The organism is Marivirga harenae (assembly GCF_030534335.1).
Classification (GTDB): Bacteria; Bacteroidota; Bacteroidia; order Cytophagales; family Cyclobacteriaceae; genus Marivirga; species Marivirga harenae.
In genome coordinates, this window is record NZ_CP130565.1 from 1,767,207 (window position 1) to 1,789,546 (window position 22,340).

Genomic DNA, 22,340 nt, shown 5'->3' on the forward strand with positions numbered 1-22,340 from the left:
GTATTTGGATCAAGGAATGAGTTTACAAGAGAAAGAGTAAGGAAGAAGGATTGTCGGGTCGCTATCAACAGGACTAAGATATCGTTCTTATATTTTGGGGAAATTGATATGGTATTTGACTGCTAAGAGGCGTATAGTTACAATAAATGAAGCTGTGAAAATAAAGTTCAAATCTCTGTCAAGATGGAAGTAATTTAGTAGTAAATAAAGCATTCCTCCCAGCAAGCATGCACTGGCATAAATTTCTTTTCTAAAGATCACAGGAGTCTCGTTAACCAATGTATCACGAATAACCCCACCGAATACAGCGGAAAACATACCCATTATGGCAGCAATTTCCCATCTTACCCCCATCGATAGCGCTTTTTCTACTCCAGCAACGGTGAAAAGGGCAATCCCCATGGAGTCAAATAGACTTAGCGTTCTCCGCAGGTTTTGAAGAAACTTATTAAAAAAGCTGGTTAGTAGTACTCCAAATAAAATGGTATAAATAATATTCATGTCCCCCACCCATGAAAGTGGGTAACTTCCTAGCATTATATCTCGCAATGTTCCGCCACCAATAGCAGTGACAAAACCAGTAAATCCGGCACCAAACCAGTCTTCAGATTTGTCTTTTACTGCCAACGCACCTGAAATTGCAAAAACTAAAGTTCCAAGAAGTTCAAGTGCGTATTGTATTTGCATAATTCCTTATTAAAGAAAGCTACGGTCTGATTTTTTCTATTTTTGAGTGGGTCTCCAAATATACTGGAAGTGCGGCAGATCCGTACCAGTTATAAATATCATAGGCTAATAGGTTTGCCTTAATTGCGGGATCAGTTTGGAGAAGTTCTGCTACTTTAGCTTTATCTTGCTCATCAAAAATAAAAATCCCTCGGTAATTTTTGTCATTTTTACCTAATGGGCCAGCTACAATTATTTTTCCTGCTTCAGCTAGTCTGCTAATATTATCCAAATGACCTCTGAATAAGCTGTCAACTTCTGCCTTATCGTCAATATTTCCACCTCCGGTTTTTAACATCACTAAACTGTAAGATTTCATTCCATAATCATCAGCCCCTAATGAATCTGCTAATGCTTGATCGTAGGTTGAATTTTGTGAGTTTGCAAAAAAGGGGATACTCACCATCAATAAAACAAATATATTAATCTTCATGGCCTAAAATTTATGATGCTTTTATCGTAAAAAATTTTCAATCAAAGATAAAAATTCTTCTGGTTTTTCAGCATGAATCCAATGACCTGCCCCTTCTACCATTTCTATCTTTGCATTCGGGAAGAAATTATTGATCGCAATATGGTCTTCTGATTTAATATAATTAGAGTTTTTTCCACCGATAAAAAGTACTTCTTTTTCAGTAGTTAATCTTTTTTCCAATCCTTTACCCACCACTTCTATATTCTTTTCTAGAATCGGCAAATTTATTTTCCACTCGAATTCCTTTTTCTCATTCCTAGTAAGGTTTTTCAATAAAAATTGTCTCACACCCTTCTCAGGAACATATTCAGATAATTTTTTATCCGCATCACCTCTGGATTCAAGTTCGTCTAAATTCAAGCTGCAGAGTCCCTCTAATATGGAGTCATGGTGGACAGGATATGCCTTTGGAGCAATATCGACAACAACCAATTTATCAAATAGATCAGGATTTTGAACAGCGAAATACATGGCTGTCTTCCCACCCATTGAATGTCCTATAATATGTGGATGTTCAATATGATTTGATTCAATAAAGCCTTTCAAATCAGAAGCCATTGCTTCGTAATTGTGAACCTCATCATGTGGTGAGTCACCATGATTTCTTTGATCAACCAGGTACACCTTGAATTTTTCAGATAATTTTCTACCGATCGTCATCCAGTTGTCAGATGAACCAAATAATCCATGTAAAATAATCAGTGACTGATTACCATCACCTAGTTCTTTATAGTTTAATTCCATTTTTTTTAAGATTTTTAGAATCTAGATACTAGAACTTAGTATCAATACAATTTCAATATTTTCAAATTATTCTAACATTTATCATCCCTCCGCCAAACTTCCTACTTCCTACTTCTCAATCAAGCCTCTCTCAATTCTCTAAGATAAAGCTGAATGCTGTTCTCAAGTCCGAAGTATAATGCATCACAAACTAAGGCATGCCCAATGCTGACCTCATCCAAAAAAGGAATTTTTTCTTTTAAGAATTTTAAGTTTTCTAGGCTCAAATCGTGCCCAGCATTGACCCCTAAGCCTAGTTCCTTAGCTCTTTTGGCAGCCAAAACAAAGGGCGCAACAGCATCATCTCTATCCTTAGCGTAATTTGCTGCATAAGGTTCTGTGTAGAGTTCAATTCTGTCAGTCCCAACTTTCGCAGCATATTCAATTAGTTTTGGTTCTGTTCCAATAAAAACAGAAGTCCTAACTCCCATTCCTTTTAATTCAGAAATTATCTCTTTCAGAAAATCATGATTTTGTACCGTATCCCAACCAGCATTTGAGGTGAGAACTCCTGGCGGATCTGGGACTAAAGTAGCCTGAGCAGGTTTGTTTTTTTTAACTAAATCCAAAAACCTTTGATCTGGGTAGCCTTCGATATTAAATTCAGTTGTCACAATTGGTGCCAAATCATACACATCTTGGGTGGTGATATGCCTTTCATCAGGCCGAGGATGAATTGTAATACCTTCGGCTCCAAAACGTTCGCAATCTTTAGCAACATTCACTACATTAGGGTTTTTTCCACCCCTTGCATTGCGCAAAGTGGCAATCTTATTGATATTGACGCTTAAGCGTGTCATAATTTTATTTTTATATGATAACTTTGTCGGCAAGATAATGATTTTAAAAATTTACTATGAGCTTAAAACAACAAATTGATACCGATATTAAAAATGCAATGAAAGCTAAAAATAAAGAAGAGCTTCAAGCATTACGATCTATTAAGTCGATGATTTTATTAGCTGAATCGGAAAAGGGTGCCGAAGAAAGTCTTTCCGAAGATGCTGAAATGAAACTATTAATGAAAGCCGCCAAACAAAGAAAAGAATCAGCAGAAACCTACAAAGCAAATGGTAGGGATGAATTGGCCAATGCTGAAATGCTCGAATTGCAGGTAATAGAAAAATACTTACCCAAGCAAATGTCTGAAGAAGAGTTAACCGAAAAATTGAAAGAAATAATACAAAATTTAGGTGCTTCAGGCCCACAAGATATGGGAAAAGTCATGGGGGTTGCTACCAAGGAACTAGCGGGAAAGGCCGATGGAAAAATGATTTCTCAATTAGTTAAGCAAATATTGACTTCTTGAAATCATCAAAGATTCTATCTGTCCATTAAAAATAACATCTTTAGATGAAAACACTTGATATCATTTTGTTGATACCCTTGTTTTTTGGTGCCTACTTAGGCTTTAAAAAAGGCTTGCTTTTGGAAATAGTTTCCTTATTAGCGCTAATTTTGGCGATTGTAGGCGCATTTAAGCTACTGGATTTTGGCATGGACGTATTACAGCCCTATTTTGAAAATTGGGAACAAGCTTTGCCAATAATATCTTTTGTGTTGTTGTTTATCGCAATTTTATTAATTGTGAATTTGGTAGGGAAAATTGTCAAAAAAATCCTTGATATGACCTTATTGGGGGGCTTGGATAATTTTGCTGGTGCTGTAATAGGTTTTTTAAAGTGGGCATTTGGTGTAAGCTTGATTCTTTGGCTAGGTGAATCTATAGATATTAGTGTTTCAGCGGAAATGGCAGAAGGCACATACGTATATCCTATAATTGCTTCTATTGCTCCTTTCGTGGTGGATTTGATAGCAACATACTTGCCATTCATTCAGGATGTATTTAACCAGTTGAAATCTCAATTCATAATTTAATAGAGTCATTTAGTCAAATGTTTAGAGAAGGGACTTACGATTCAGATATTCCCTTCCCACTGACAATTTGTAGAGAAATCACTTATCATATTCTGTAAAATAGCCAATGATTTTAATTATAGATAATTTTGATTCCTTTACTTTTAATTTGGTTGATTATTTCAAGCAATTAGGAAAGGAATGCGAAATTGTTAGAAATGATGTTCCACCCGAAAAGATTAAGTCGTACAATTATGAGGCCTTAGTTTTATCTCCAGGTCCGGGAAAACCGTTTGAGGCGGGCTATCTAATGGACTATATTCGTTTTTTTGAAAATGAATTACCCATCTTGGGAATCTGTTTAGGACATCAAGCCATTGCCAGCTATTTCGGGGCTCAGGTTATAAAAAGTATAAAACCTATGCATGGGAAGATTTCCAAAGTTAATATTCTGGTAAATGATAAGCTTTTCAAAGATATCATCAGTGAATATGAGGTGGTAAGGTACCATTCATTAGTAGTTAGTAATTTAGAAAAGACTATGCTTGTTCCCCTTGCAGTGACTACAGAAAATGAAAACATGATTTTTAAGCATAAAAATTTACCCATTTATGGCATTCAATATCATCCTGAAGCAGCACTTACTCAAAATGGTTTGAAAATTTTGGAGAATTGGATGGGTCTTTTAAAAACAAATAAGAAAGCTATTTTGAATAAATTACCGTAGTTTGAAGGAAATTGATATATTTAACCATAATATTTTTTTAATCGTTATAATGAAAATAAGTTTAATCTTTGGATTTTGAAATGCTGGATGCAGCTTTTCAAATTTAAAGTGAATTAAAATAAGTTATGAAAATACATAAAAAAGGAGAGTACAGTTATATTGATGAGGGAGCAGGAGAACCTTTAGTTTTATTGCACGGATTGTTTGGTGCATTAAGTAATTGGGAAGGTGTGGTAAATAAGTTTTCCCAAGAATATAGAGTGTTGATCCCTTTATTGCCCATTTATGAAATGCCTATCAAGCAAGCCGGACTGGGTGCTTTAACAGATTTTGTCGAAGGCTTTGTAGAGCAACAGAGCTTGGACCAAATGACCTTAATTGGGAATTCTTTAGGAGGTCATGTAGCTCTGATTTATACCCTCAGACATCCAGATCAAATAAAAAGATTAGTTTTGACTGGTAGTTCTGGTCTTTTTGAAAATACAATGGGTGGCTCTTTTCCAAAAAGGGGAAGCTACGATTACATTCAAGAAAGGGTGGCATATACTTTTTATGATCCGAAAACTGCTACAAAAGAATTGGTGGACGAAGTTTTTGAAACCACAAAAAGTATCCCAAAGTGTATGCGAATTGTAGCTATTGCCAAATCAGCGCAGAGGCATAATATGCGCGAAGATATTAAGAAAATTACGGCACCGACATTATTGGTGTGGGGCTTGAATGATACAATAACGCCACCGATGGTAGCTCATGAATTTGATAAGTTAATACCAAATACTACTTTAAAATTTGTAGATAAGTGCTGCCATGCTCCAATGATGGAGCATCCAGAGATTTTTAACAATTATCTAGATGAATGGTTAAAAAGTACTGAAATTGAAGCAACAGCATGACAATAGATTTGATAAACGATATGATCCCACCTCTGAAAATTACAGATGATGCTACAAAAGCATTAATTTGGATGGAGGAACTTAGGCTTCATGCGCTACCCGTGATAAAGGATAAAAAATTCTTGGGATTCTTAACCGAAGAAATGATCATGGATCATAATACCGTGGACGCTAAGGCCGGAGACTTTTTATTGAAAGGGGAAAATTGTTTCGTTTTTGAATATCAGCATACATATGAAGCAGTAAAAAAAGCAACGGATTTTGATTTCGAATGCGTTGTGATTTTGAATGCTGACAATGAGTATCTAGGTGTTGTCGTGTTATCTGATGCTCTTTCCATATTTTCTCAATCGGCTTCAATCCAAAGTGAAGGAGGTGTAATTGTGCTTTCACTTAATCAGTCTGATTATTCATTGAGTGAAATAAGTAGGTTAATAGAGTCAAATGAAGCCCAGGTAATGGGGTCTAGCCTAAATATTGATAAAAATGAACCCACAAAATTTAGATTGACATTGAAGATCAATAAAATTGATTTGACTCACGTAATTGCTACTTTAGAGCGATTCGGCTACAAAGTAGTTGCCAAGTATCAAGAAGTAAAATCAATATCTAATGAAAAAGAAAGATTAGATATGTTAATGAGATATTTAGATGCCTGATTCGGTAAAAATTGCAATACATGGAAAGGTATTTAATGAAGAGGTAAAGCCATACATCAAAAAAGTGGTTGACTTTTTAATCTCTGCTAATGTTGAATTAATAGTTTCCCAATTATTTGCTGATAAATTTAGAAAAGCATTTCCAGAATATTCAAATTTCAGAATTTTTAAGCATTTGTTTGAATCGGACAATGTGGATTATCTGATCAGCTTAGGAGGAGATGGCACATTGTTGGAGGCTGTCAGCTATGTTGGTTCTATTGAAACTCCAATATTGGGAATTAATACGGGGAGGTTAGGATTTTTGGCCACAACTCCCAAAAGTAAAATAGAAAAAGCCCTTTCTGACTTATTGAGTAAGAATTATAAAATTGATAGCAGAGCATTAATACGCTTAGAGACGGACTCAAAAGTGTTTGGCGCCACTCCATTTGCACTTAATGAATTTGCAATATTAAAGACAGATTCCTCATCTATGATCACCGTCCATACGTACGTTGACGGTGAATATTTGAATTCTTATTGGGCAGATGGATTGATTGTTGCTACACCAACTGGGTCAACCGGTTATTCTTTAAGCTGTGGAGGCCCCATCATTTTACCTCATTCTAATAATTTTGTAATTACTCCTGTCAGTGCTCATAACTTGAATGTCAGGCCTTTAATTGTTTCAGACCAAAGTGTAATTTCATTCAAAATTGAAGGGCGCAGCAACAAATTTCTTGTATCCCTCGATTCAAAATCCCATTCTGTCGATTCTTCGATCAAAATGTCAGTTAGAAAAGGGGATTTTAAAGCTAAATTGATTACGTTTGACCAAATGAATTATTTTGATACTCTAAGGCAAAAGTTAAATTGGGGACTAGATTTAAGGAATTGAGTACCACTAATTTAAATTATTTGTCTTATTTTTGCTCTTTAAGTACAGAACCGAATTAATATGAAAAGATTATTATTGGTATTTTCTATCATCATGTCAGCGGCTATAATATTGCCGGAAACTGTTGATGCTCAAATTTTTGGAGGAAAAAATAAAAGAAGAAGAGGTGGCAAAAAGATAGGCTCATTTTCAGGTTCTAAAAGACTTTTCAATCCTGAAATCTCATATTTTTCCATTGGAGGTGGTATTAATGCCTTGAATTATTTTGGTGATATAGCGCCTAGGCCAACGGTCTTAAGTACCGATGTTTCTTTTACAAGACCGGGTATTAATCTTTTTGTAAAGCAAAAGTTTGGAGATAGATATAGCTGGAAAGCAAATTTCATGTGGGGTAGATTACAGGCCTCAGACACTGAAACTATTGGCGTAGATAATTTTACCAACGAAAATGCAAATAGATATTTAAGAAACTTGGGTTTCAGAAATGATATATTTGAGCTTTCAGCTACGGCTCAAATTGACTTATTTAAACATGGTGGAAGGTTCTCCTCTAGACCCCCATTAAATATTTATGCATTTTTTGGCGCAGGACTGGTATATCATAACCCCAAGGGACTTGTTCCAGATTTTATGACCACCGATGCATTCTTGGCACCAAATCCAGAAGATTTTCAAGGAGGCCAAACACCTCGATATTTTCCTTTAGAGCAAGCTGGAGAATGGGTTAATCTCCGAGATTTAGGAACGGAAGGTCAATTCTTAGATGCAGAAACAAGAAGTCAATACCAAGACTTGTACGGGAAAGAACTTCCTACTCCTTATAGCAGATTGCAACTTGTGATTCCTGTAGGAATTGGCGCCAGATATAAATTAACGAATAATTTAGATATATCTTTAGAAGTCGGTTATCGACATACTTTCACTGACTATTTAGATGATGTTAGTGGAGAGTATATAGATTTGTCAGCCTTTGGTGATCCAAGAGAAAATCCGGATGTAGCTTTAGCAATGGCAATGTCAGATTTATCAAACCAATTTGATGCCACTACCTTTAATGAAAATATATTACCAGTGCTTTATTCCCAAAGAGTTAATACTTACAATACGGCCTTGAATCCCGATTTCACTTGGAGGAGGGCTGCAGGATATGGAAAGGCGGGAGGTATTGGTAATGATGATGTGAGAAGGAATAATAGGGGTAATCAAAGTGATAATGACATTTATATTTCAACTAATATTTCTATCACATACATTTTAGGCGGTGGGCTCGTTAGAGGAGCAAAGTTTAGATAATTTATGTTGAAGTCTTCTTTCAGAAAAGCAACTTGCTATAGCGTTTTTATATTCATTTTTTGTCTTATTGCAAAAGATGCAATGTCACAATCCAAAGAATTTGGAGGAGGGATAGCTAGCTTTAATTACACTGGAGACTTAATTCGTACTTACTCTGTACAAAACCAATCTATAGGAGTTAATTTATTTTATGCGAGGAATTTCCAGGAAGGTTGGGCAGGTAAATTAAATTTTGTTGCGGGAAGAATTAAAGGAAGTGAAACCCCCATTGATCCACAAGCTGCAGTCCGTAATGCTTCATTTCGAGATTTTATCACCGAAATTTCAGGACAAGCTACTTACGAATTTCTAGATTTCAGAAATAATAGAGCACTGGTGAAATTCACACCATACATAACGGCTGGTGCCGGTTTTTTCCTCATCAATAGAGTAGAAAAAAATGCGGATTATAGCGACATTCAATTGATGTTGCCTTTTGGGGGTGGTCTTAAATATAGCTTAGGGCCATTATGGACATTGAATTTCGAATTTTCTGCCAGAAAATTATTCTATGATTACTTAGATAACATATCTGTTCAAGAAATAACAGATAAGAGAAATTCTGATTTTCAATTTGGAGATTGGAATGACAATGATTGGTATTATTATACAGGCCTTTCTATTAGTTATACTTTCTGGGCTGTAGATTGCCCCGTACCCTTACAAAAATAAAGAGTAGAATTTTCTTACAAGTTTATTAATAACAATGATTTTTGTACCTTGCGCCATTATTTCGAGCAGTTGATTGCAGATGGAAAAAAATTTGGATAAAAACAATTTACCAAAACATGTAGCCGTTATAATGGACGGCAATGGGAGATGGGCTAAGAAGCAAGGAGCCGCCAGAGTTTTTGGTCATAAAAATGCCATAAAGTCTGTCCGTGACACTGTTGAGGGATGTGCCGAATTGGGTATTTCTCATTTAAGTTTGTATGCCTTTTCAACTGAAAACTGGGGTAGACCCAAAATTGAAGTAGATGCTTTAATGCAATTACTAGTAGCTACGATTAAATCAGAGATGAAAACCCTGATGGAAAATGATGTTAGATTAACTTCCATTGGAGATATCGAAAAATTGCCTGGTAAGTGTTATAAAGAATTGCAAACTGCCAAGGAGGAAACGGCAAATAATAAGGGCTTAAATTTAATCTTAGCATTGAATTATAGCGGGAAATGGGATATTACTCAAGCTTGTAGAAAAGCAATTTATGAAAGTGAGCATAAAGGGTTCAAGAATGAGGATTTGACAGACTTAAAATTCGAGAGTTATTTGTCAACAGCAGGTATTCCGGATCCCGAACTATTGATTAGGACCAGCGGAGAGTTTAGAATAAGTAATTTTATGCTCTGGCAACTGGCATATTCAGAAATTTATATTACAGAGGTTCTTTGGCCTGATTTTAGAAAGGAACATTTGCACGAAGCATTATTAAATTACCAATCTCGAGAGAGAAGATTTGGAAAAGTATTAAGTGAATGAAACGACAATTATTATTATTAATTGGTATTCTTATAAGCGCAAATACATTACTAGCGCAAGTTAACCCAGCAATGGACTACAGTAAGCCTCGTAAATATGAGGTAGTAGAAGTGGTAGCCACTGGTTTGGAGTATTTAGATGAGGGGGCGGTGATTGCTATAACCGGAATTTCAAAGGGTGACCGAATTGATATTCCAGGGGATGATATCTCTTTTGCCATTAAGAAGTTGTGGAGACAAGGGCTTTTTGCTGATATTACTGTACGCTACGAAGTGGTTGATGAAGGCAAGATTAAATTAGTTCTCGATCTAGAGGAGCTTCCTCGATTGACTAGATTCACTTTTGAGGGTATAAAAAAAGCCAAGGTGTCAGAAGTTTCTGATGAGTTGAGTTTAGTTAAAGGTAGAATTTTGACAGATGCATCAGTTAAAAACGCAGAACTTAATATCGTAAAATTTTATAAAGGGAAAGGATTTTTGAATGTTGAGGTTACTTCCCGGCAAAAGCCAGATAATTTGGTTGGCAATGGGGTAGAGTTGATCTTCAAAGTAGATAAAAAGAATAAAGTTAAAGTCAAGGATATCTATTTTGTGGGGAATGAGGCTTTCGGTGACAGACGACTGAAAGGACGACTCAAAAATACAAACGAAAAATTACGTTTTACCTTATTCGAAGATCTTGTCAGCAGAGCTTTACATTCCAAGCCAAAAGATTGGTTCCAATTTATGACTCAACAAGATTCTGTTGGCATCAGTCAAGCGCTAGATTATTTTGGAGAACATGTAAATGTGAATTTCTTCAAATCCTCTAAACTAGTTAAAGCAGATTACGAAGAGGATAAAAATACATTAATCGACTTTTATAATAGTAAAGGCTATAGAGATGCAGAAATTTCATATGATAGCATCTTTAAGGACGGCAATAATATAGCCATTGAAATAGGAATAGATGAAGGTAAAAAGTATTACTTCAGGGATATTAATTGGACTGGAAATTTTAAGTATAGCGATAAAGTATTAAGTGCTGTTCTTAATATTAATAAAGGTGATATCTATAATCTTGAAAAAATCAACAGAAAATTGAACTATGATCCTACGGGTAATGATATCAGCTCAATTTATATGGATAATGGTTACTTGTTCTTTAATGTCACACCAGTAGAGGTGAATGTTGAGCAAGATTCTATTGATTTAGAGTTGAGGGTTTATGAAGGCGCCCAAGCCACAATCAATAAAGTAACCATCAATGGAAACACAAGGACCAATGATCATGTTGTATTAAGAGAACTTAGGACCATCCCTGGTGAGAAGTTCAGTAGAGAGAAACTAATTAGAACACAAAGGGAATTATCGCAATTAGGATATTTCAACCCAGAAACAGTTAATCCAACTCCTATACCTAACCCTAATGATGGGACGGTTGATATCAACTGGGATTTGGAAGAAGTGTCAAATGACCAAATCCAATTATCAGGTGGTTGGGGTGGTTTTATAGGTTTCGTAGGAAGCTTAGGAGTAACCTTTAATAATTTCTCCCTCAGCAACTTTTTAGATTTTGGTAATTGGGATCCATTGCCAGTTGGAGATGGACAAATCCTATCTTTACAGTTCCAAGCTAATGGTAGACAATTTCAGAGTTATAATTTCTCCTTCACTGAGCCATGGTTAGGTGGCAAAAAACCAAACGCACTGACGATTGGAGGAAGTTACTCATATCAAGGAGATTTTGTCAATTTCCGCGATCCTAGATCAGGGATTTCTGGCTCATTCAGAATTTTCAGAGGATTTGCGAGTTTGTCTAGAAGACTAAAATGGCCTGATAACTATTTTACTTTAGCTAATTCATTAGAGTATTCAAGATACACATTGAATAATTCAAATAGATTAGGGTTTCAATTGGGTTGTACCACCTGCGAAGCTAATAATATAAGTGTGAAAACCACCATTGCTCGAAATAGTGTTGACAATCCAATTTACCCTAGAAAAGGATCGAATGTAAGCTTGGCAGTTTCACTTACTCCGCCCTATAGTTTATTGAATAATAAAAATTATGACGAGCTTTCATTCGAAGAAAGTATTAATTTCCTAGAGTTTAATAAATGGATGTTTGATGCTTCCTTCTTTAATCAGATTGTTGGTGATTTAGTTATCAATACAAGAGCTAATTTTGGTATCATTTCTAGTTATGGAGATAAAGTGGGAGTTGGACCATTTGAAAGATTTATATTGGGAGGTTCCGGCTTAGCAGGGCAAGGTTTCATTTTAGGAAGTGATATCATTGCCCTGAGAGGATACGAGGATAATTCGCTTCGACCTACTGAGTTTGTGAGAAGTTTTGAAAATGGGGCCGCAACTAGCCGACAAATCAGTGGAGGAACGATCTACAACAAATTTGTTATGGAGTTGAGATATCCTATTTCTCTTAACCCATCAGCCACTATTTTTGTATTGGGCTTTGGAGAGGCAGGAAACACTTGGACCGACTTTAGTCAATACAATCCTTACGATCTAAAACGTTCTGCTGGTGTTGGTGCAAGGATTTTTATGCCTGCCTTTGGTACTATCGGTATCGATTGGGGTTATGGGTTTGACAACGCTCCTGGAACAAATAGAGCAAGCGGAGGGCAAATACACTTTACAATTGGTAATCAACAAAGATAAATTGGTATGAGATTTGTTAAAGTCCTAATAACAATTGTAATTTTAAGCCTGAGTTCGCAAATGGCGAGCGCACAGAAATTTGGCTATGTAGATTCTAAGTTCATTTTGAGTAAGATGCCAGAGTATAATGAGGCAAAACAAGAAATTGATGCACTTACTTCCGCATGGCAAAATGAAATCAAACAGATGCGTAAGGAGATAGAATCCAGATATGCAGAATTGAAAGCAGAGGAGGTATTGCTAACGAAGGAATTAAAGGAAGAGCGATTGGCTGGTATTGAAGAGAAGGAGAAAGAGGTTGAAGAGTACCAAAATAAAGTGTTCGGATTTAATGGTTTACTTTTTTTAAAGAAGAAGGAATTAATTAAACCTGTACAGGATAAGGTTTTTGATGCCGTAGAAATAGTTGCCAAAAAGGAAAGATTACAAATAGTATTCGATAAAGCGGGTGAGCTTATCATGATATATACTGATCCTATTCATGATTATACAGATTTAGTTCTAGAAGAATTAGGATTGTTAGACGAAAACGATTTAAACAAAAATTAATAAAAGTAAAAATAGACAGATGAAAAAGGGATTAATATTAATTTTAGCTTTGGGCTTATTTTATACAGCAAGTGCCCAAGAGACAAAAATAGGATTTACAAATGCTGATTATGTTTTAAGCTTAATGCCTGAATCAAAAGAAGTACAATCTCAAGTAGAGGCTTACGAAAAACAATTTTCAAATTCTATTCAGCAAAAGTACCAGGATTTTCAAGCTCAAGTTGCAGAATATCAGCAAAATGCACCTACCATGACTGAACAGGTTAGAGCTGAAAAAGAGCAGGAATTGCAAGGTTTACAACAATCATTGCAAAAATTCCAGCAAGATGCGGAGCAATCAATTGCACGTAAGCAGCAAGAGCTTTATCAGCCGTTATATGAGAAAATTCAAAATGCTATTGATAAAGTAGCAGAAGAGAATGGGTATACTCATGTACTAAGAGCTGAGGCTTTGTTATATATATCTGATGAAGAATCAGGTGATATCTCTAAAATGGTATTAAATAAATTAGGCGTTGAAGCTCCAGATGCTTCCGCAACTGACAATTGATAAATTCTTGAAAATACTATTTCAATTTCAATTGAAATATAATGATATTGGCCCTGAAGAAATTCAGGGCTTTTTTTTGTCCTAAACTATAATTTAATATGAACAATCTACCACCATTTCTGAAAAAAGGCGATTTGATCTTAGTGTTAAGTCCGTCAGGGGTGGTTGATAAGGATTTAGTGATAGATGGAATCGCAATCCTTAAAGACGTGGGTTATAAAGTAGAAGTTTCTCCCAATACCTTTAATGCTCATTTTAAATTTGGCGCAACTCACCAGCAAAGGATTTCAGATTTACAATTCGCCTTAGACCACAAAGAAGCAAAAGCCATTTATTGTGCTCGAGGTGGCTTCGGAATTACTCACATAATTGATGCTTTGGATTGGACTCAGTTTAAAAGAAATCCTAAATGGGTTATAGGTTTTAGTGATATAACCGCACTTTTACATGCCGCATTTCAAAATGGGTTTTGCTCTTTACATACTAGTGTTCTTCAAGGATTACCAAAACTTTCAGGAGACTATAAGAGCAAATTGATTGAATCTTTATCTGGTAATATTAGCACCATAAAAGCTACTAGCACTTTTAATAAAGGAGGAACAGCAGAAGGGCAATTAATAGGAGGGAACTTATCCTTGTTGGTTCATCAAATTGGAACCCAAACGGAATTAGATTATGATGGTAAAATTCTTTTTATAGAAGAAGTAGCCGAGCCACTATATAATATTGACCGTATGTTATTGCAATTAAAAAGAGCTGGTAAATTGAAAGACTTAGCGGGATTGGTAGTAGGGCAATTTACTAATCTTACAGAAGATAAATCTATTTATGGACAATCTGTTGAGGAAATCATTTTGGCTCATTGTGAGGATTATGATTTTCCTATTGGCTTCAATTTTCCATTTGGGCACGGAATGGAGAATGTGGCTTTGGTGCATGGGGTTGAGGTAGAATTGTTCATAGAGGACGATGTAGCTGAGTTGAAATATTTGCTTTAAACTATTTTAATCACCGTACATCTGTTTCCATAAAAATCTCAAACCCCTTTTTAGGTAAAATTGGCCCCTGAAATGGATAGAAAAATGCACTGCCTCCCCAAAGTCAGGCACTATTTGGAGGCGGTGCAGTTTTAGGTGTGCTTTTTTTGCGCATGCTTTACATAATTTAACATTAGCCTCTATGAATTTAATGATGAGATACATCAATATAGGTCTTTTCATTAGCTTGATTTCTAAATGGAAACAAGAAATTCCGATCATTTAGCCCAACAAAAACCCAGCTAACAACCCAATCAAAACTACATAAGGAGCTGGAATCTTCGTAAAAAGCAAGATGGCTACTGTTCCAATTATCAAACTGAAATTGAGCATCGTATTTTGCACAGGCTCAAATAGTAGGAATATGGCGGCTACCACCATTCCTGAGCTGACCGCAGTAATCCCTTCCAAAGAGGCTTTAATAATTCTAAATTTTTTCAGTTGATCCCAGAACCTAATGAGGAAAATCATCATTAAAGTGCCAGGAACGAATATTCCTACAGCTGCTAAAAAGCCACCAAGTATCTCACCCCAAACGCCATATTCTCGCATGGAAAGTGCGCCTATATAACTGGCAAATGAGAAAGTTGGACCGGGAATGGCTTGCGCTATGGCAAATCCGCTCAAAAATTCTGATGAAGAGAGATAATCCTTAAAATCTACAAATTCAGTATAAAGAAAAGGAATTAATACCTGTCCACCTCCAAAAATCAAACTTCCGTTCCTATAGAAGTTTTCCAAAAGCCTGATGGGCAATGATTGCGTAAAAAGTCCAATTACTGCGATTAGTACCAATACACTAATCCAAATAATAAGTGCCGTCCATCTGATCTTAATTTTTTCTTTCTCTTCTATCGGCTGTGACTTGTATTTGAAGGCCGTAATAAAACCACCCACTAAAATCAAGACTGGAAATAAATAAGGAGAATTAATCCAAACGGATATTGCTGCTGATATCACAAGCAAAATAACACTCGTTTTGGAGTGAATCACTTTTTTGACAATCCGATAGGCTGCAGCTGCTACAAAGCCCACTGCAATGGGCTGGACGAAAGTCAAGAAGTGAGTGGATAACTGATTTTCATCTATATTGGACATGATAATTCCAAAAGCTGTCATCAGTGCAACTCCAGGAATTACCCAGACAAATAAAGTTAAAAAAGCAAAAGGTGCACCACCTATTTTTGTCGCCAAACCCGTCAAAATTTGAGTGGATGAAGGCCCTGGCAACATTTGGCACAAGGCATTCATTTCTATCAGTTCTTTTTCTGTCAGGTACCCTCTTTTATAAACCAGGTGGTCTAAAAAGAACGCAAAATGAGCAGTAGCACCTCCAAATGTGGTGAGAGACAGGATAAAAATATCCTTCAAATAGATCAGGTATCTGATATTCCTAACCACTCACTATTTTTTCAACAAGCCAATTTCTGCTAGTCTTTCAGCTAAAAATGCTCCTGCTGTCATATCATCATACTGTTTTGGATTCTCCTTGTCTACACAGCTATCCAAACAGCTGAGATCCATAGATGATTTGGGATGCATAAAAAATGGAATACTGTATCTTGATTTTTTCATCTGGTCTTTAGGTGGATTCACTACCCTGTGGATAGTGGATTTCAGTTTATCGTTGGTCAATCTCGCCAACATATCGCCCACATTTACCACCAATTGATTGGGCAAAGCCGTAATTGGAATCCATTCGCCATCTCTTCTTAACACTTGCAATCCATCTGCACTGGCGCCCATCAGAAGAGTAATTAAATTAATATCTCCATGTTGAGCGGCTCTAACTGCATCTGCAGGTAAATCTTCGGGATTTTCGATAGGAGGATAATGTATAGCACGTAAAATGCTATTCCCATAAGTCACTTCAGAATCAAAATAGTTTTCATTCAAACCTAAGTAAAGCGCTATGGCTCTTAGCATTTCGAATCCAGTCTTTTCTAGGTTTTGATACGCCTCTTTAGCTAAGCTTGCTAATTCAGGAACTTCTGAGGGCCATAAATTATCAGGATATTCTTTTTTCAACTCATGATTATCAGGTACAAATTGACCTACCTGATAAAATTCCTTTAAATCAGGTACTTTATGTCCTTTAGCTTGCTCTTTCCCTTTGCTAGTATAGCCTCTTTGCCCAGCTAACTCCTCTTTTTCGTATGCTTTTTTCTGTTCAGTGGGTAAGCTAAAGAAATCTTCAACTGCTTTATACAGTTTTTGGCTAAGGTCATCACTTAAATAATGGCCTTTAATAGCTACAAAGCCAATAGTATTATAAGCTTCTCCTAATTCTTTAACGAATTGCTTTTTTGTTTCATCAGTTCCTTTGGTGAAATCCTCTAGGTTTAAAGAAGGAATTTCGTCATATAATTTTTTGCTCATAACAGTATCGGGTTTAATCGTGTTGATAGTGTAACATATTCACACTACCTTAGTACACTTTAGTAAAGTAAATTAAATCAAAAAACATAAAACCATGAAAAAAGCCACTATAAGATTTAGTATTTTATTTGCTATGGCGGCAATTTTTGCTTGTAACACAGGAAATAAAGAAGAAAAATCCGAAAACGAAGATAAATCGACTGAAGAAAAAGTACAAGAATCAGTTTCTTCTATCAGTTTGACACCCGTTGAATCACCGCAGTTTGATGATTCTATGTTAGAGATGTTAAGCCCAATGGAAAACGAAACCAATATTGAGGCAGGCCCGGTTAAGTTCTCGTATAATGTGAAAAATTATGAACTAGCAACTCAAACAATTGATGCAGATGTTAAGAATTGTGCTAATTCGCCAAAAGGTCAACATATCCATTTGATTTTAAATAATCAGCCTTACTCAGCTCATTATGAAGCCGAATTCACGAAAGACTTAGAGGAAGGTCATTATGTAGCCTTATCATTCTTGTCTCGTTCTTATCATGAAAGTGTAAAGAGCTATGGTGCGGCAAATATTCGTCAGTTTACTGTAGGAAAAGAACCTAGTGGTCAGGAAATAGCCGATTTATCAGATCCGCACATGTTTTATAGTCGTCCGAAAGGAACCTATTCTGGTAAGGATGCTAAAAAAGTATTGCTGGATTTTTACCTATTAAATACCGAGCTTTCTGAGGAAGGAAATAAAGTAAGAGCCACCATCAACGGTGAAGAATTTATGCTTGATAATTGGCAACCGTATTTTATAGAGGGTGCTGAAATGGGAGAAATGAAAATCAAATTAGAGTTATTAGACGCAGATGGAAAACTAATTCCTAGTCCTTTCAATCCGGTTGAAAGAACGGTTACTTTAGAAGAAGGAGATGCTTCATAAGTCTAATTCAATTAGAACATAAGCCCGCAAGTTTTTCAAAAAGCTTGCGGGTTTTTTTATGTCCAACAGGAAAGTATCTTAAAACTTTTATCTATTGTCCATTTATTTATTAGCACATCATTAGCTAATTACTTAATTTTATCGCTGAATTGGGAAATACATTTTTATTCCAATAGTAGAAAAAATATTAAAATAGTATACAAATGAACTATCCGGTAAGTGAACGCATCATGAATATGTCTGAATCTGCTACTTTGGCTATGGCGGCTAAGGCTAGGGAGTTGAAATCTCAAGGGATTGACATCATCAGTTTAAGTTTGGGAGAGCCAGACTTTAAAACGCCTAAACATATTCAGGAAGCAGCTAAAAGGGCAATTGATAGTGAAAAGTATTTTGCTTACCCACCGGTTTCCGGATACCAAGATTTACGTGAGGCCATTGCTAAAAAACTGGAGAAGGAAAATGGAATTCCAAGTTCAGCTGATCAAATTGTAGTTTCAAATGGTGCAAAGCAGTCTATAGCTAACTTAATGTTATCCATGTTAAATCCTGGGGATGAAGTTATAGTTTTCGCTCCATTCTGGGTCAGTTATGCAGAATTGGTGAAATTAGCCGGAGCAGTTCCGGTTTACGTAACTGGCACATTGGAAAATGATTTCAAACCTACTGCAGAGCAATTAAAAGGTGCTATAACGGACAAAACAAAAGCTGTCCTATATTCATCTCCTTGTAATCCTACAGGGAGTGTGTTTTCTAAAGAAGAATTAGAAAAATTGGCGATGGTGCTCAGGCAATATGATGACATAGTGGTCATGTCCGATGAAATTTATGAACATATTAACTTTGGAAATGAAGGGCATATAAGCATGGCTTCTTTGCCAGGCATGGCGGAGAGAACTATTACGATCAATGGTTTTTCTAAAGGATTTGCCATGACAGGTTGGAGAGTGGGGTACATATCGGCTCCTTTGACAATCGCAAAAGCAGCAACAAAAATCCAAGGGCAGATTACCTCTGGAAATTCTTCTATAGCTCAAAGAGCTGCATTAGCAGCCATTACGGAAGATTTAAAACCAACTTTCGAGATGACCAAGACCTATCATAAGCGTAGGGATATGATGCTCGACTTATTGAAAGAGATGCCCGGTGTGGTGACAAATGTTCCAACAGGAGCCTTTTATATTTTCCCTGACATTAGCAGTTTCTTTGGGAAGTCGGACGGTGAAACAAAAGTGACCAATGCGGATGATTTAGCCATCTATATATTGAAAAAGGCCAATGTTTCTGTAGTGACTGGAACCGCATTTGGTGCGCCTAATTGTATTAGGATTTCTTATGCGGCTTCTGATGATGAATTGAAAGAAGCCATGCAGCGTTTGAAAAAAGTATTGGCAGAACTCAAATAATTAAATCTATTTTATCAAAACCTGTCATGTTTAAAATTGTAAAAGAGATCAATATTGGATCGTATTGATGATATAGTACAGGACAAAGCTGACTGGTTTCATTATCAAATAATCTTGGTAAGGGTGAAATAATCTACTACATAATTTTTATAAATGGCTGTTCAAAACATTCCTGAGCTTTTTAGAGCATTTCAAAAACTGAAAGTTTTAGTCATTGGTGACGTGATGATTGATGCTTATATCTGGGGTAGTGTTTCAAGGATTTCTCCTGAAGCGCCTGTTCCGGTTGTTAATGTGAAGCATCGTGAGAAGAGAATGGGTGGAGCTGCCAATGTAGCCCTTAATCTGCAGTCATTAGGTGCGGAACCAATTTTATGTGCGGTTTTAGGAAATGATGAAGAAGCGATTATTTTTGAAGGATTATTAGAGAAAAGGAAGATTACCGATAAAGGAATCATTAAAAGCCAAGACCGAATTACAACAATTAAAGAACGGGTGCTTTCTGGTTCGCAACATTTGTTGAGGGTTGATTCCGAGAGCCTGCATCCTTTAAACGAGTCCGAAGAAAGTCTTTTGCAACAGAAAATATCTGATTTAATCCCGGAAGTGGATGTCATTATTTTTGAAGATTACGATAAAGGCACCATTACACCCAATATAATTAAACATACAGTCACACAGGCAAAACTCGCAGGAAAGCCTATTGTTGTTGATCCTAAAAAGAACAATTTCTTTGCTTATAAAGGGGTAGATTTATTTAAACCAAATTTGAAGGAATTAAAAGAAGGCATGAATGTGAATTTTGATCACACAGATCAACAGAACTTAAAAACTCAAACTCAACTCCTTCGGGAACGATTGTCTTCAAAGATGGTGATGACCACCTTATCAGAAAAAGGGGTTTACATTCAATCGGAGCAGGAAGATTATTTAATTCCTGCCTACAAAAGAAGTATTTCAGATGTTTCGGGAGCAGGAGATACTGTTATTAGCATTGCAGCCCTTTGCATGGCACTAAACTTAAAAGCTGATTTTGTAGCGACTTTGTCCAACTTAGGAGGAGGAATTGTATGCGAAGAATTAGGAGTAGTCCCAATTGATGCCAAAAAGTTGGAAGTAGAAGCAATAAAGCATAATTTACAGTTATAAATTTCGGCAGTAAACTCAAAGGCCAAGCGTTTCTTACAGAATGAAATTATCAAAACTCAAAAATGCTTTTGCAGAATGGCTTAATAATATGCTCTATAGCAGTAGAAGCCAGGTGTTGAATACACTTATTTCCCTAAAAGCTTTTATTTGGTTGACAGCCACTATTCTGTTGCTATATGTGTTTGGTTTTGAAACAGAAAAGGGTGAATTGGAGCAAGTATTTTTGGGCTTGGACGTTGTTCTAATTATATATTTTAGCACTTTTCTCATTCGCTTGCTGTATGAATTTAGGCGGACAGAATTCCTTAAAAATAATAAATTAGAAACCTTTTTAGTATTGATTATTATTATCAATACAATTAGTAATCATTTTCTTGACAATAAAATAATTGGTTTTTTCATTGAGAGCTTCGAGTTTAAAAGTTATGAAGATGCTTATTTAGCCTTAATCACCTTCTTTTTTATTATTCTCATTATTTATGAGCTAATCAATGCATCGGATATATTTTCACGACTGAAAGCAAGTCCAGCCAATTCTTTCATTGTTAGCTTCATGATACTTATTCTGTTTGGAACTGGAATGTTGATGCTTCCTGCCATGACCAATCAAGAGGGCTCCATGAAGTTTATGGATGCATTATTTACTTCAGTGAGTGCGTGCTGTGTTACAGGATTAATAGTTGTGGACACAGCCACTTTTTTTACCATCAAGGGTCAAATCGTGATTATGATTTTAGTACAGATTGGAGCGCTTGGGATTATTTCTTTTGCGTCATTTTTTGCTAATATAATGAAAAGTGGAGTAGGGATAAAGCAGCAGTTATTTTTACAGGATTATTTAATAAGCGAATCGCTGTTTTCAGCTAAAGGCTTACTAAGAAAAATTATTTTTATCACGCTCTTGCTAGAATTAATCACTTTTGTTTTGATTTATTTTACTTGGGGAGATGAAGTGGTCTTTACTTCACAAGCTCAAAAATTATTCTTTACAGCTTTTCATGCGGTCAGCGCTTTTTGTAATGCTGGTTTTAGTCTTTTTACAAATGGTTTAGCTGAGCATGGAGTCGCTACTAGTTATATTCTTCATATTGTTGTAGCTATTTCCATGATTTTCGGGACAATTGGATTTTCTACGATTCAAGATATCTTTAGTCTTAAAAGATTAAGGGACCGCTATCAAAACCCATGGAAAGATTGGACATTAAGCACCAAAGTAGCCGTTTACACGACCGCATTCCTGATAGTATTTGGGATGCTGGTATTTTATTTACTGGAAAGAGATTACATTCTTTCTGATAAAAACTTTATGGAAGCTACAATTTCTAGCTTTTTTCAATCCGTAACCAGAACTGCGGGCTTCAACACAGTGGATATTGGCGCATTACGTACGCCAACTCTAATTTTACTGGCATTTTTGATGTTTATTGGTGCATCTTCAGGCTCAGTAGGAGGAGGAATTAAAACCTCTACCTTTTATTTGATTCTCGTTTCTGTATTTGCAACTATTAGGGGGCGGTTAAAAATAGAAATCGATAAAAGATTTATTCCGAAAGAGTTACTTTTTAAAGCTTTATCGATCTTTTTCTTTGCTGCATCCATTAATTTGATTGGCGTATTTGTATTGACATTAACGGAAAGCAATTTTTCTTTTGTTCAGATTATTTTTGAGCAGGTTTCCGCCTTTGGAACGGTTGGGTTGAGCACGGGGATTACGTCCGAATTGTCAACAGCGGGCAGAGTGGTCATAATCCTTTCCATGTTTGTAGGAAGAGTTGGAACGCTTACTTTCGCATTTGCTCTGAGTAGTAGACAGATTTCTCAAAATTATAAATATCCGAAAGCACATTTAATGGTAGGTTGAGATCAGAGGTAT

General features: G+C 36.0%; 23 protein-coding genes. 17 read left to right on the forward strand and 6 right to left on the reverse strand.

Annotation, left to right across the window (positions count from 1 at the left end; translation table 11 throughout):
* Positions 1-87: 87 nt before the first annotated feature.
* The 4 genes from Q3Y49_RS07565 to Q3Y49_RS07580 form a co-directional block, all read right to left on the reverse strand.
* Positions 88-687: a trimeric intracellular cation channel family protein gene (locus tag Q3Y49_RS07565; protein ID WP_303271694.1), complete on the reverse strand. Its 600-nt coding sequence runs from the start codon at positions 685-687 to the stop codon at positions 88-90.
* A 19-nt stretch (positions 688-706) separates the two neighbouring features.
* A complete protein-coding gene (locus Q3Y49_RS07570) occupies positions 707-1,159 on the reverse strand; it encodes a YciI family protein (RefSeq protein WP_303271695.1) in 453 nt (150 codons plus the stop codon).
* A gap of 21 nt (positions 1,160-1,180) precedes the next feature.
* Positions 1,181-1,945 carry an alpha/beta fold hydrolase gene (locus tag Q3Y49_RS07575; RefSeq protein ID WP_303271696.1) on the reverse strand — a complete coding sequence of 255 codons (765 nt, stop codon included), beginning with the start codon at positions 1,943-1,945 and terminating at the stop codon, positions 1,181-1,183.
* A gap of 119 nt (positions 1,946-2,064) precedes the next feature.
* On the reverse strand, positions 2,065-2,784 hold the full coding sequence (locus Q3Y49_RS07580) for a pyridoxine 5'-phosphate synthase (RefSeq protein ID WP_303271697.1): 720 nt from the start codon (positions 2,782-2,784) through the stop codon (positions 2,065-2,067).
* Positions 2,785-2,840: 56 nt separating this feature from the next.
* On the opposite strand from Q3Y49_RS07580, the gene Q3Y49_RS07585 reads away from it, so the two are divergent.
* The 13 genes from Q3Y49_RS07585 to Q3Y49_RS07645 all read left to right on the forward strand — a co-directional run bounded on the left by Q3Y49_RS07585 (position 2,841) and on the right by Q3Y49_RS07645 (position 14,569).
* Positions 2,841-3,293: a GatB/YqeY domain-containing protein gene (locus Q3Y49_RS07585; protein WP_303271698.1), complete on the forward strand. Its 453-nt coding sequence runs from the start codon at positions 2,841-2,843 to the stop codon at positions 3,291-3,293.
* Between the two features lie 44 nt (positions 3,294-3,337).
* Positions 3,338-3,862, forward strand: coding sequence for a CvpA family protein (locus tag Q3Y49_RS07590; RefSeq protein WP_303271699.1), 525 nt, complete (start codon positions 3,338-3,340; stop codon positions 3,860-3,862).
* Between the two features lie 106 nt (positions 3,863-3,968).
* Positions 3,969-4,568, forward strand: coding sequence for an anthranilate synthase component II (locus tag Q3Y49_RS07595; RefSeq protein ID WP_303271700.1), 600 nt, complete (start codon positions 3,969-3,971; stop codon positions 4,566-4,568).
* Between the two features lie 125 nt (positions 4,569-4,693).
* The gene (locus tag Q3Y49_RS07600) at positions 4,694-5,461 is read left to right on the forward strand and encodes an alpha/beta fold hydrolase (protein ID WP_303271701.1); all 768 of its coding nucleotides are present in this window, start codon (positions 4,694-4,696) and stop codon (positions 5,459-5,461) included.
* Positions 5,458-6,120, forward strand: coding sequence for a CBS domain-containing protein (locus tag Q3Y49_RS07605; protein WP_303271702.1), 663 nt, complete (start codon positions 5,458-5,460; stop codon positions 6,118-6,120). The genes Q3Y49_RS07600 and Q3Y49_RS07605 overlap by 4 nt, the downstream gene beginning before the upstream one ends.
* Entirely contained in the window at positions 6,113-7,000 is an 888-nt protein-coding gene (locus tag Q3Y49_RS07610) for an NAD kinase (RefSeq protein WP_303271703.1), read from the forward strand. The genes Q3Y49_RS07605 and Q3Y49_RS07610 overlap by 8 nt, the downstream gene beginning before the upstream one ends.
* A 60-nt stretch (positions 7,001-7,060) precedes the next feature.
* Complete coding sequence (locus Q3Y49_RS07615) at positions 7,061-8,293, forward strand: DUF6089 family protein (protein ID WP_303271704.1); 1,233 nt, start codon at positions 7,061-7,063, stop codon at positions 8,291-8,293.
* Between the two features lie 3 nt (positions 8,294-8,296).
* A complete protein-coding gene (gene porG / locus Q3Y49_RS07620; RefSeq protein ID WP_303271705.1) occupies positions 8,297-9,004 on the forward strand; it encodes a type IX secretion system protein PorG in 708 nt (235 codons plus the stop codon).
* Positions 9,005-9,083: 79 nt separating this feature from the next.
* Positions 9,084-9,812, forward strand: a complete 729-nt coding sequence (uppS, locus tag Q3Y49_RS07625; protein WP_303271706.1) for an undecaprenyl pyrophosphate synthase — start codon at positions 9,084-9,086, stop codon at positions 9,810-9,812.
* Positions 9,809-12,472, forward strand: a complete 2,664-nt coding sequence (locus Q3Y49_RS07630) for a BamA/OMP85 family outer membrane protein (protein WP_303271707.1) — start codon at positions 9,809-9,811, stop codon at positions 12,470-12,472. The genes uppS and Q3Y49_RS07630 overlap by 4 nt, the downstream gene beginning before the upstream one ends.
* A gap of 60 nt (positions 12,473-12,532) precedes the next feature.
* Entirely contained in the window at positions 12,533-13,021 is a 489-nt protein-coding gene (locus Q3Y49_RS07635) for an OmpH/Skp family outer membrane protein (protein WP_303271708.1), read from the forward strand.
* 19 nt (positions 13,022-13,040) lie between these two features.
* Positions 13,041-13,571: an OmpH/Skp family outer membrane protein gene (locus Q3Y49_RS07640; protein WP_303271709.1), complete on the forward strand. Its 531-nt coding sequence runs from the start codon at positions 13,041-13,043 to the stop codon at positions 13,569-13,571.
* Positions 13,572-13,669: 98 nt separating this feature from the next.
* Positions 13,670-14,569, forward strand: a complete 900-nt coding sequence (locus Q3Y49_RS07645) for a S66 peptidase family protein (RefSeq protein ID WP_303271710.1) — start codon at positions 13,670-13,672, stop codon at positions 14,567-14,569.
* A 261-nt stretch (positions 14,570-14,830) separates the two neighbouring features.
* Here Q3Y49_RS07645 and chrA read toward each other — a convergent pair whose 3' ends face one another.
* Complete coding sequence (gene chrA, locus Q3Y49_RS07650; RefSeq protein WP_303271711.1) at positions 14,831-16,009, reverse strand: chromate efflux transporter; 1,179 nt, start codon at positions 16,007-16,009, stop codon at positions 14,831-14,833.
* A 3-nt stretch (positions 16,010-16,012) separates the two neighbouring features.
* Entirely contained in the window at positions 16,013-16,987 is a 975-nt protein-coding gene (locus Q3Y49_RS07655) for an isopenicillin N synthase family dioxygenase (protein ID WP_303271712.1), read from the reverse strand.
* A 94-nt stretch (positions 16,988-17,081) separates the two neighbouring features.
* Here Q3Y49_RS07655 and Q3Y49_RS07660 point away from each other — a divergent pair, with 94 nt between their 5' ends.
* The 4 genes from Q3Y49_RS07660 (at position 17,082) to Q3Y49_RS07675 (ending at position 22,328) form a co-directional block, all read left to right on the forward strand.
* Entirely contained in the window at positions 17,082-17,912 is an 831-nt protein-coding gene (locus tag Q3Y49_RS07660) for a phosphopeptide-binding protein (protein WP_303271713.1), read from the forward strand.
* A 203-nt stretch (positions 17,913-18,115) separates the two neighbouring features.
* Entirely contained in the window at positions 18,116-19,318 is a 1,203-nt protein-coding gene (locus Q3Y49_RS07665) for a pyridoxal phosphate-dependent aminotransferase (protein WP_303271714.1), read from the forward strand.
* 153 nt (positions 19,319-19,471) lie between these two features.
* Positions 19,472-20,467, forward strand: coding sequence for a bifunctional heptose 7-phosphate kinase/heptose 1-phosphate adenyltransferase (locus Q3Y49_RS07670; protein WP_303271715.1), 996 nt, complete (start codon positions 19,472-19,474; stop codon positions 20,465-20,467).
* Between the two features lie 40 nt (positions 20,468-20,507).
* The gene (locus Q3Y49_RS07675) at positions 20,508-22,328 is read left to right on the forward strand and encodes a TrkH family potassium uptake protein (RefSeq protein ID WP_303271716.1); all 1,821 of its coding nucleotides are present in this window, start codon (positions 20,508-20,510) and stop codon (positions 22,326-22,328) included.
* The last annotated feature ends 12 nt before the right edge of the window (positions 22,329-22,340 follow it).

Bases quoted from the DNA above. Each gene is read 5' to 3' on its own strand.
- Q3Y49_RS07570 (WP_303271695.1), bottom strand. From the start codon at position 1,159: ATGAAGATTAATATATTTGTTTTATTGATGGTGAGTATCCCCTTTTTT.
- uppS (WP_303271706.1), top strand. From the start codon at position 9,084: ATGGAAAAAAATTTGGATAAAAACAATTTACCAAAACATGTAGCCGTT.
- Q3Y49_RS07675 (WP_303271716.1), top strand. From the start codon at position 20,508: ATGAAATTATCAAAACTCAAAAATGCTTTTGCAGAATGGCTTAATAAT.
- Q3Y49_RS07645 (WP_303271710.1), top strand. From the start codon at position 13,670: ATGAACAATCTACCACCATTTCTGAAAAAAGGCGATTTGATCTTAGTG.
- Q3Y49_RS07655 (WP_303271712.1), bottom strand. From the start codon at position 16,987: ATGAGCAAAAAATTATATGACGAAATTCCTTCTTTAAACCTAGAGGAT.
- Q3Y49_RS07585 (WP_303271698.1), top strand. From the start codon at position 2,841: ATGAGCTTAAAACAACAAATTGATACCGATATTAAAAATGCAATGAAA.
- Q3Y49_RS07600 (WP_303271701.1), top strand. From the start codon at position 4,694: ATGAAAATACATAAAAAAGGAGAGTACAGTTATATTGATGAGGGAGCA.
- Q3Y49_RS07595 (WP_303271700.1), top strand. From the start codon at position 3,969: ATGATTTTAATTATAGATAATTTTGATTCCTTTACTTTTAATTTGGTT.
- Q3Y49_RS07580 (WP_303271697.1), bottom strand. From the start codon at position 2,784: ATGACACGCTTAAGCGTCAATATCAATAAGATTGCCACTTTGCGCAAT.
- Q3Y49_RS07635 (WP_303271708.1), top strand. From the start codon at position 12,533: ATGGCGAGCGCACAGAAATTTGGCTATGTAGATTCTAAGTTCATTTTG.
- porG (WP_303271705.1), top strand. From the start codon at position 8,297: ATGTTGAAGTCTTCTTTCAGAAAAGCAACTTGCTATAGCGTTTTTATA.
- Q3Y49_RS07640 (WP_303271709.1), top strand. From the start codon at position 13,041: ATGAAAAAGGGATTAATATTAATTTTAGCTTTGGGCTTATTTTATACA.
- Q3Y49_RS07590 (WP_303271699.1), top strand. From the start codon at position 3,338: ATGAAAACACTTGATATCATTTTGTTGATACCCTTGTTTTTTGGTGCC.
- Q3Y49_RS07565 (WP_303271694.1), bottom strand. From the start codon at position 687: ATGCAAATACAATACGCACTTGAACTTCTTGGAACTTTAGTTTTTGCA.
- Q3Y49_RS07575 (WP_303271696.1), bottom strand. From the start codon at position 1,945: ATGGAATTAAACTATAAAGAACTAGGTGATGGTAATCAGTCACTGATT.
- Q3Y49_RS07670 (WP_303271715.1), top strand. From the start codon at position 19,472: ATGGCTGTTCAAAACATTCCTGAGCTTTTTAGAGCATTTCAAAAACTG.
- Q3Y49_RS07610 (WP_303271703.1), top strand. From the start codon at position 6,113: ATGCCTGATTCGGTAAAAATTGCAATACATGGAAAGGTATTTAATGAA.
- Q3Y49_RS07630 (WP_303271707.1), top strand. From the start codon at position 9,809: ATGAAACGACAATTATTATTATTAATTGGTATTCTTATAAGCGCAAAT.
- Q3Y49_RS07665 (WP_303271714.1), top strand. From the start codon at position 18,116: ATGAACTATCCGGTAAGTGAACGCATCATGAATATGTCTGAATCTGCT.
- Q3Y49_RS07660 (WP_303271713.1), top strand. From the start codon at position 17,082: ATGAAAAAAGCCACTATAAGATTTAGTATTTTATTTGCTATGGCGGCA.
- Q3Y49_RS07605 (WP_303271702.1), top strand. From the start codon at position 5,458: ATGACAATAGATTTGATAAACGATATGATCCCACCTCTGAAAATTACA.
- Q3Y49_RS07615 (WP_303271704.1), top strand. From the start codon at position 7,061: ATGAAAAGATTATTATTGGTATTTTCTATCATCATGTCAGCGGCTATA.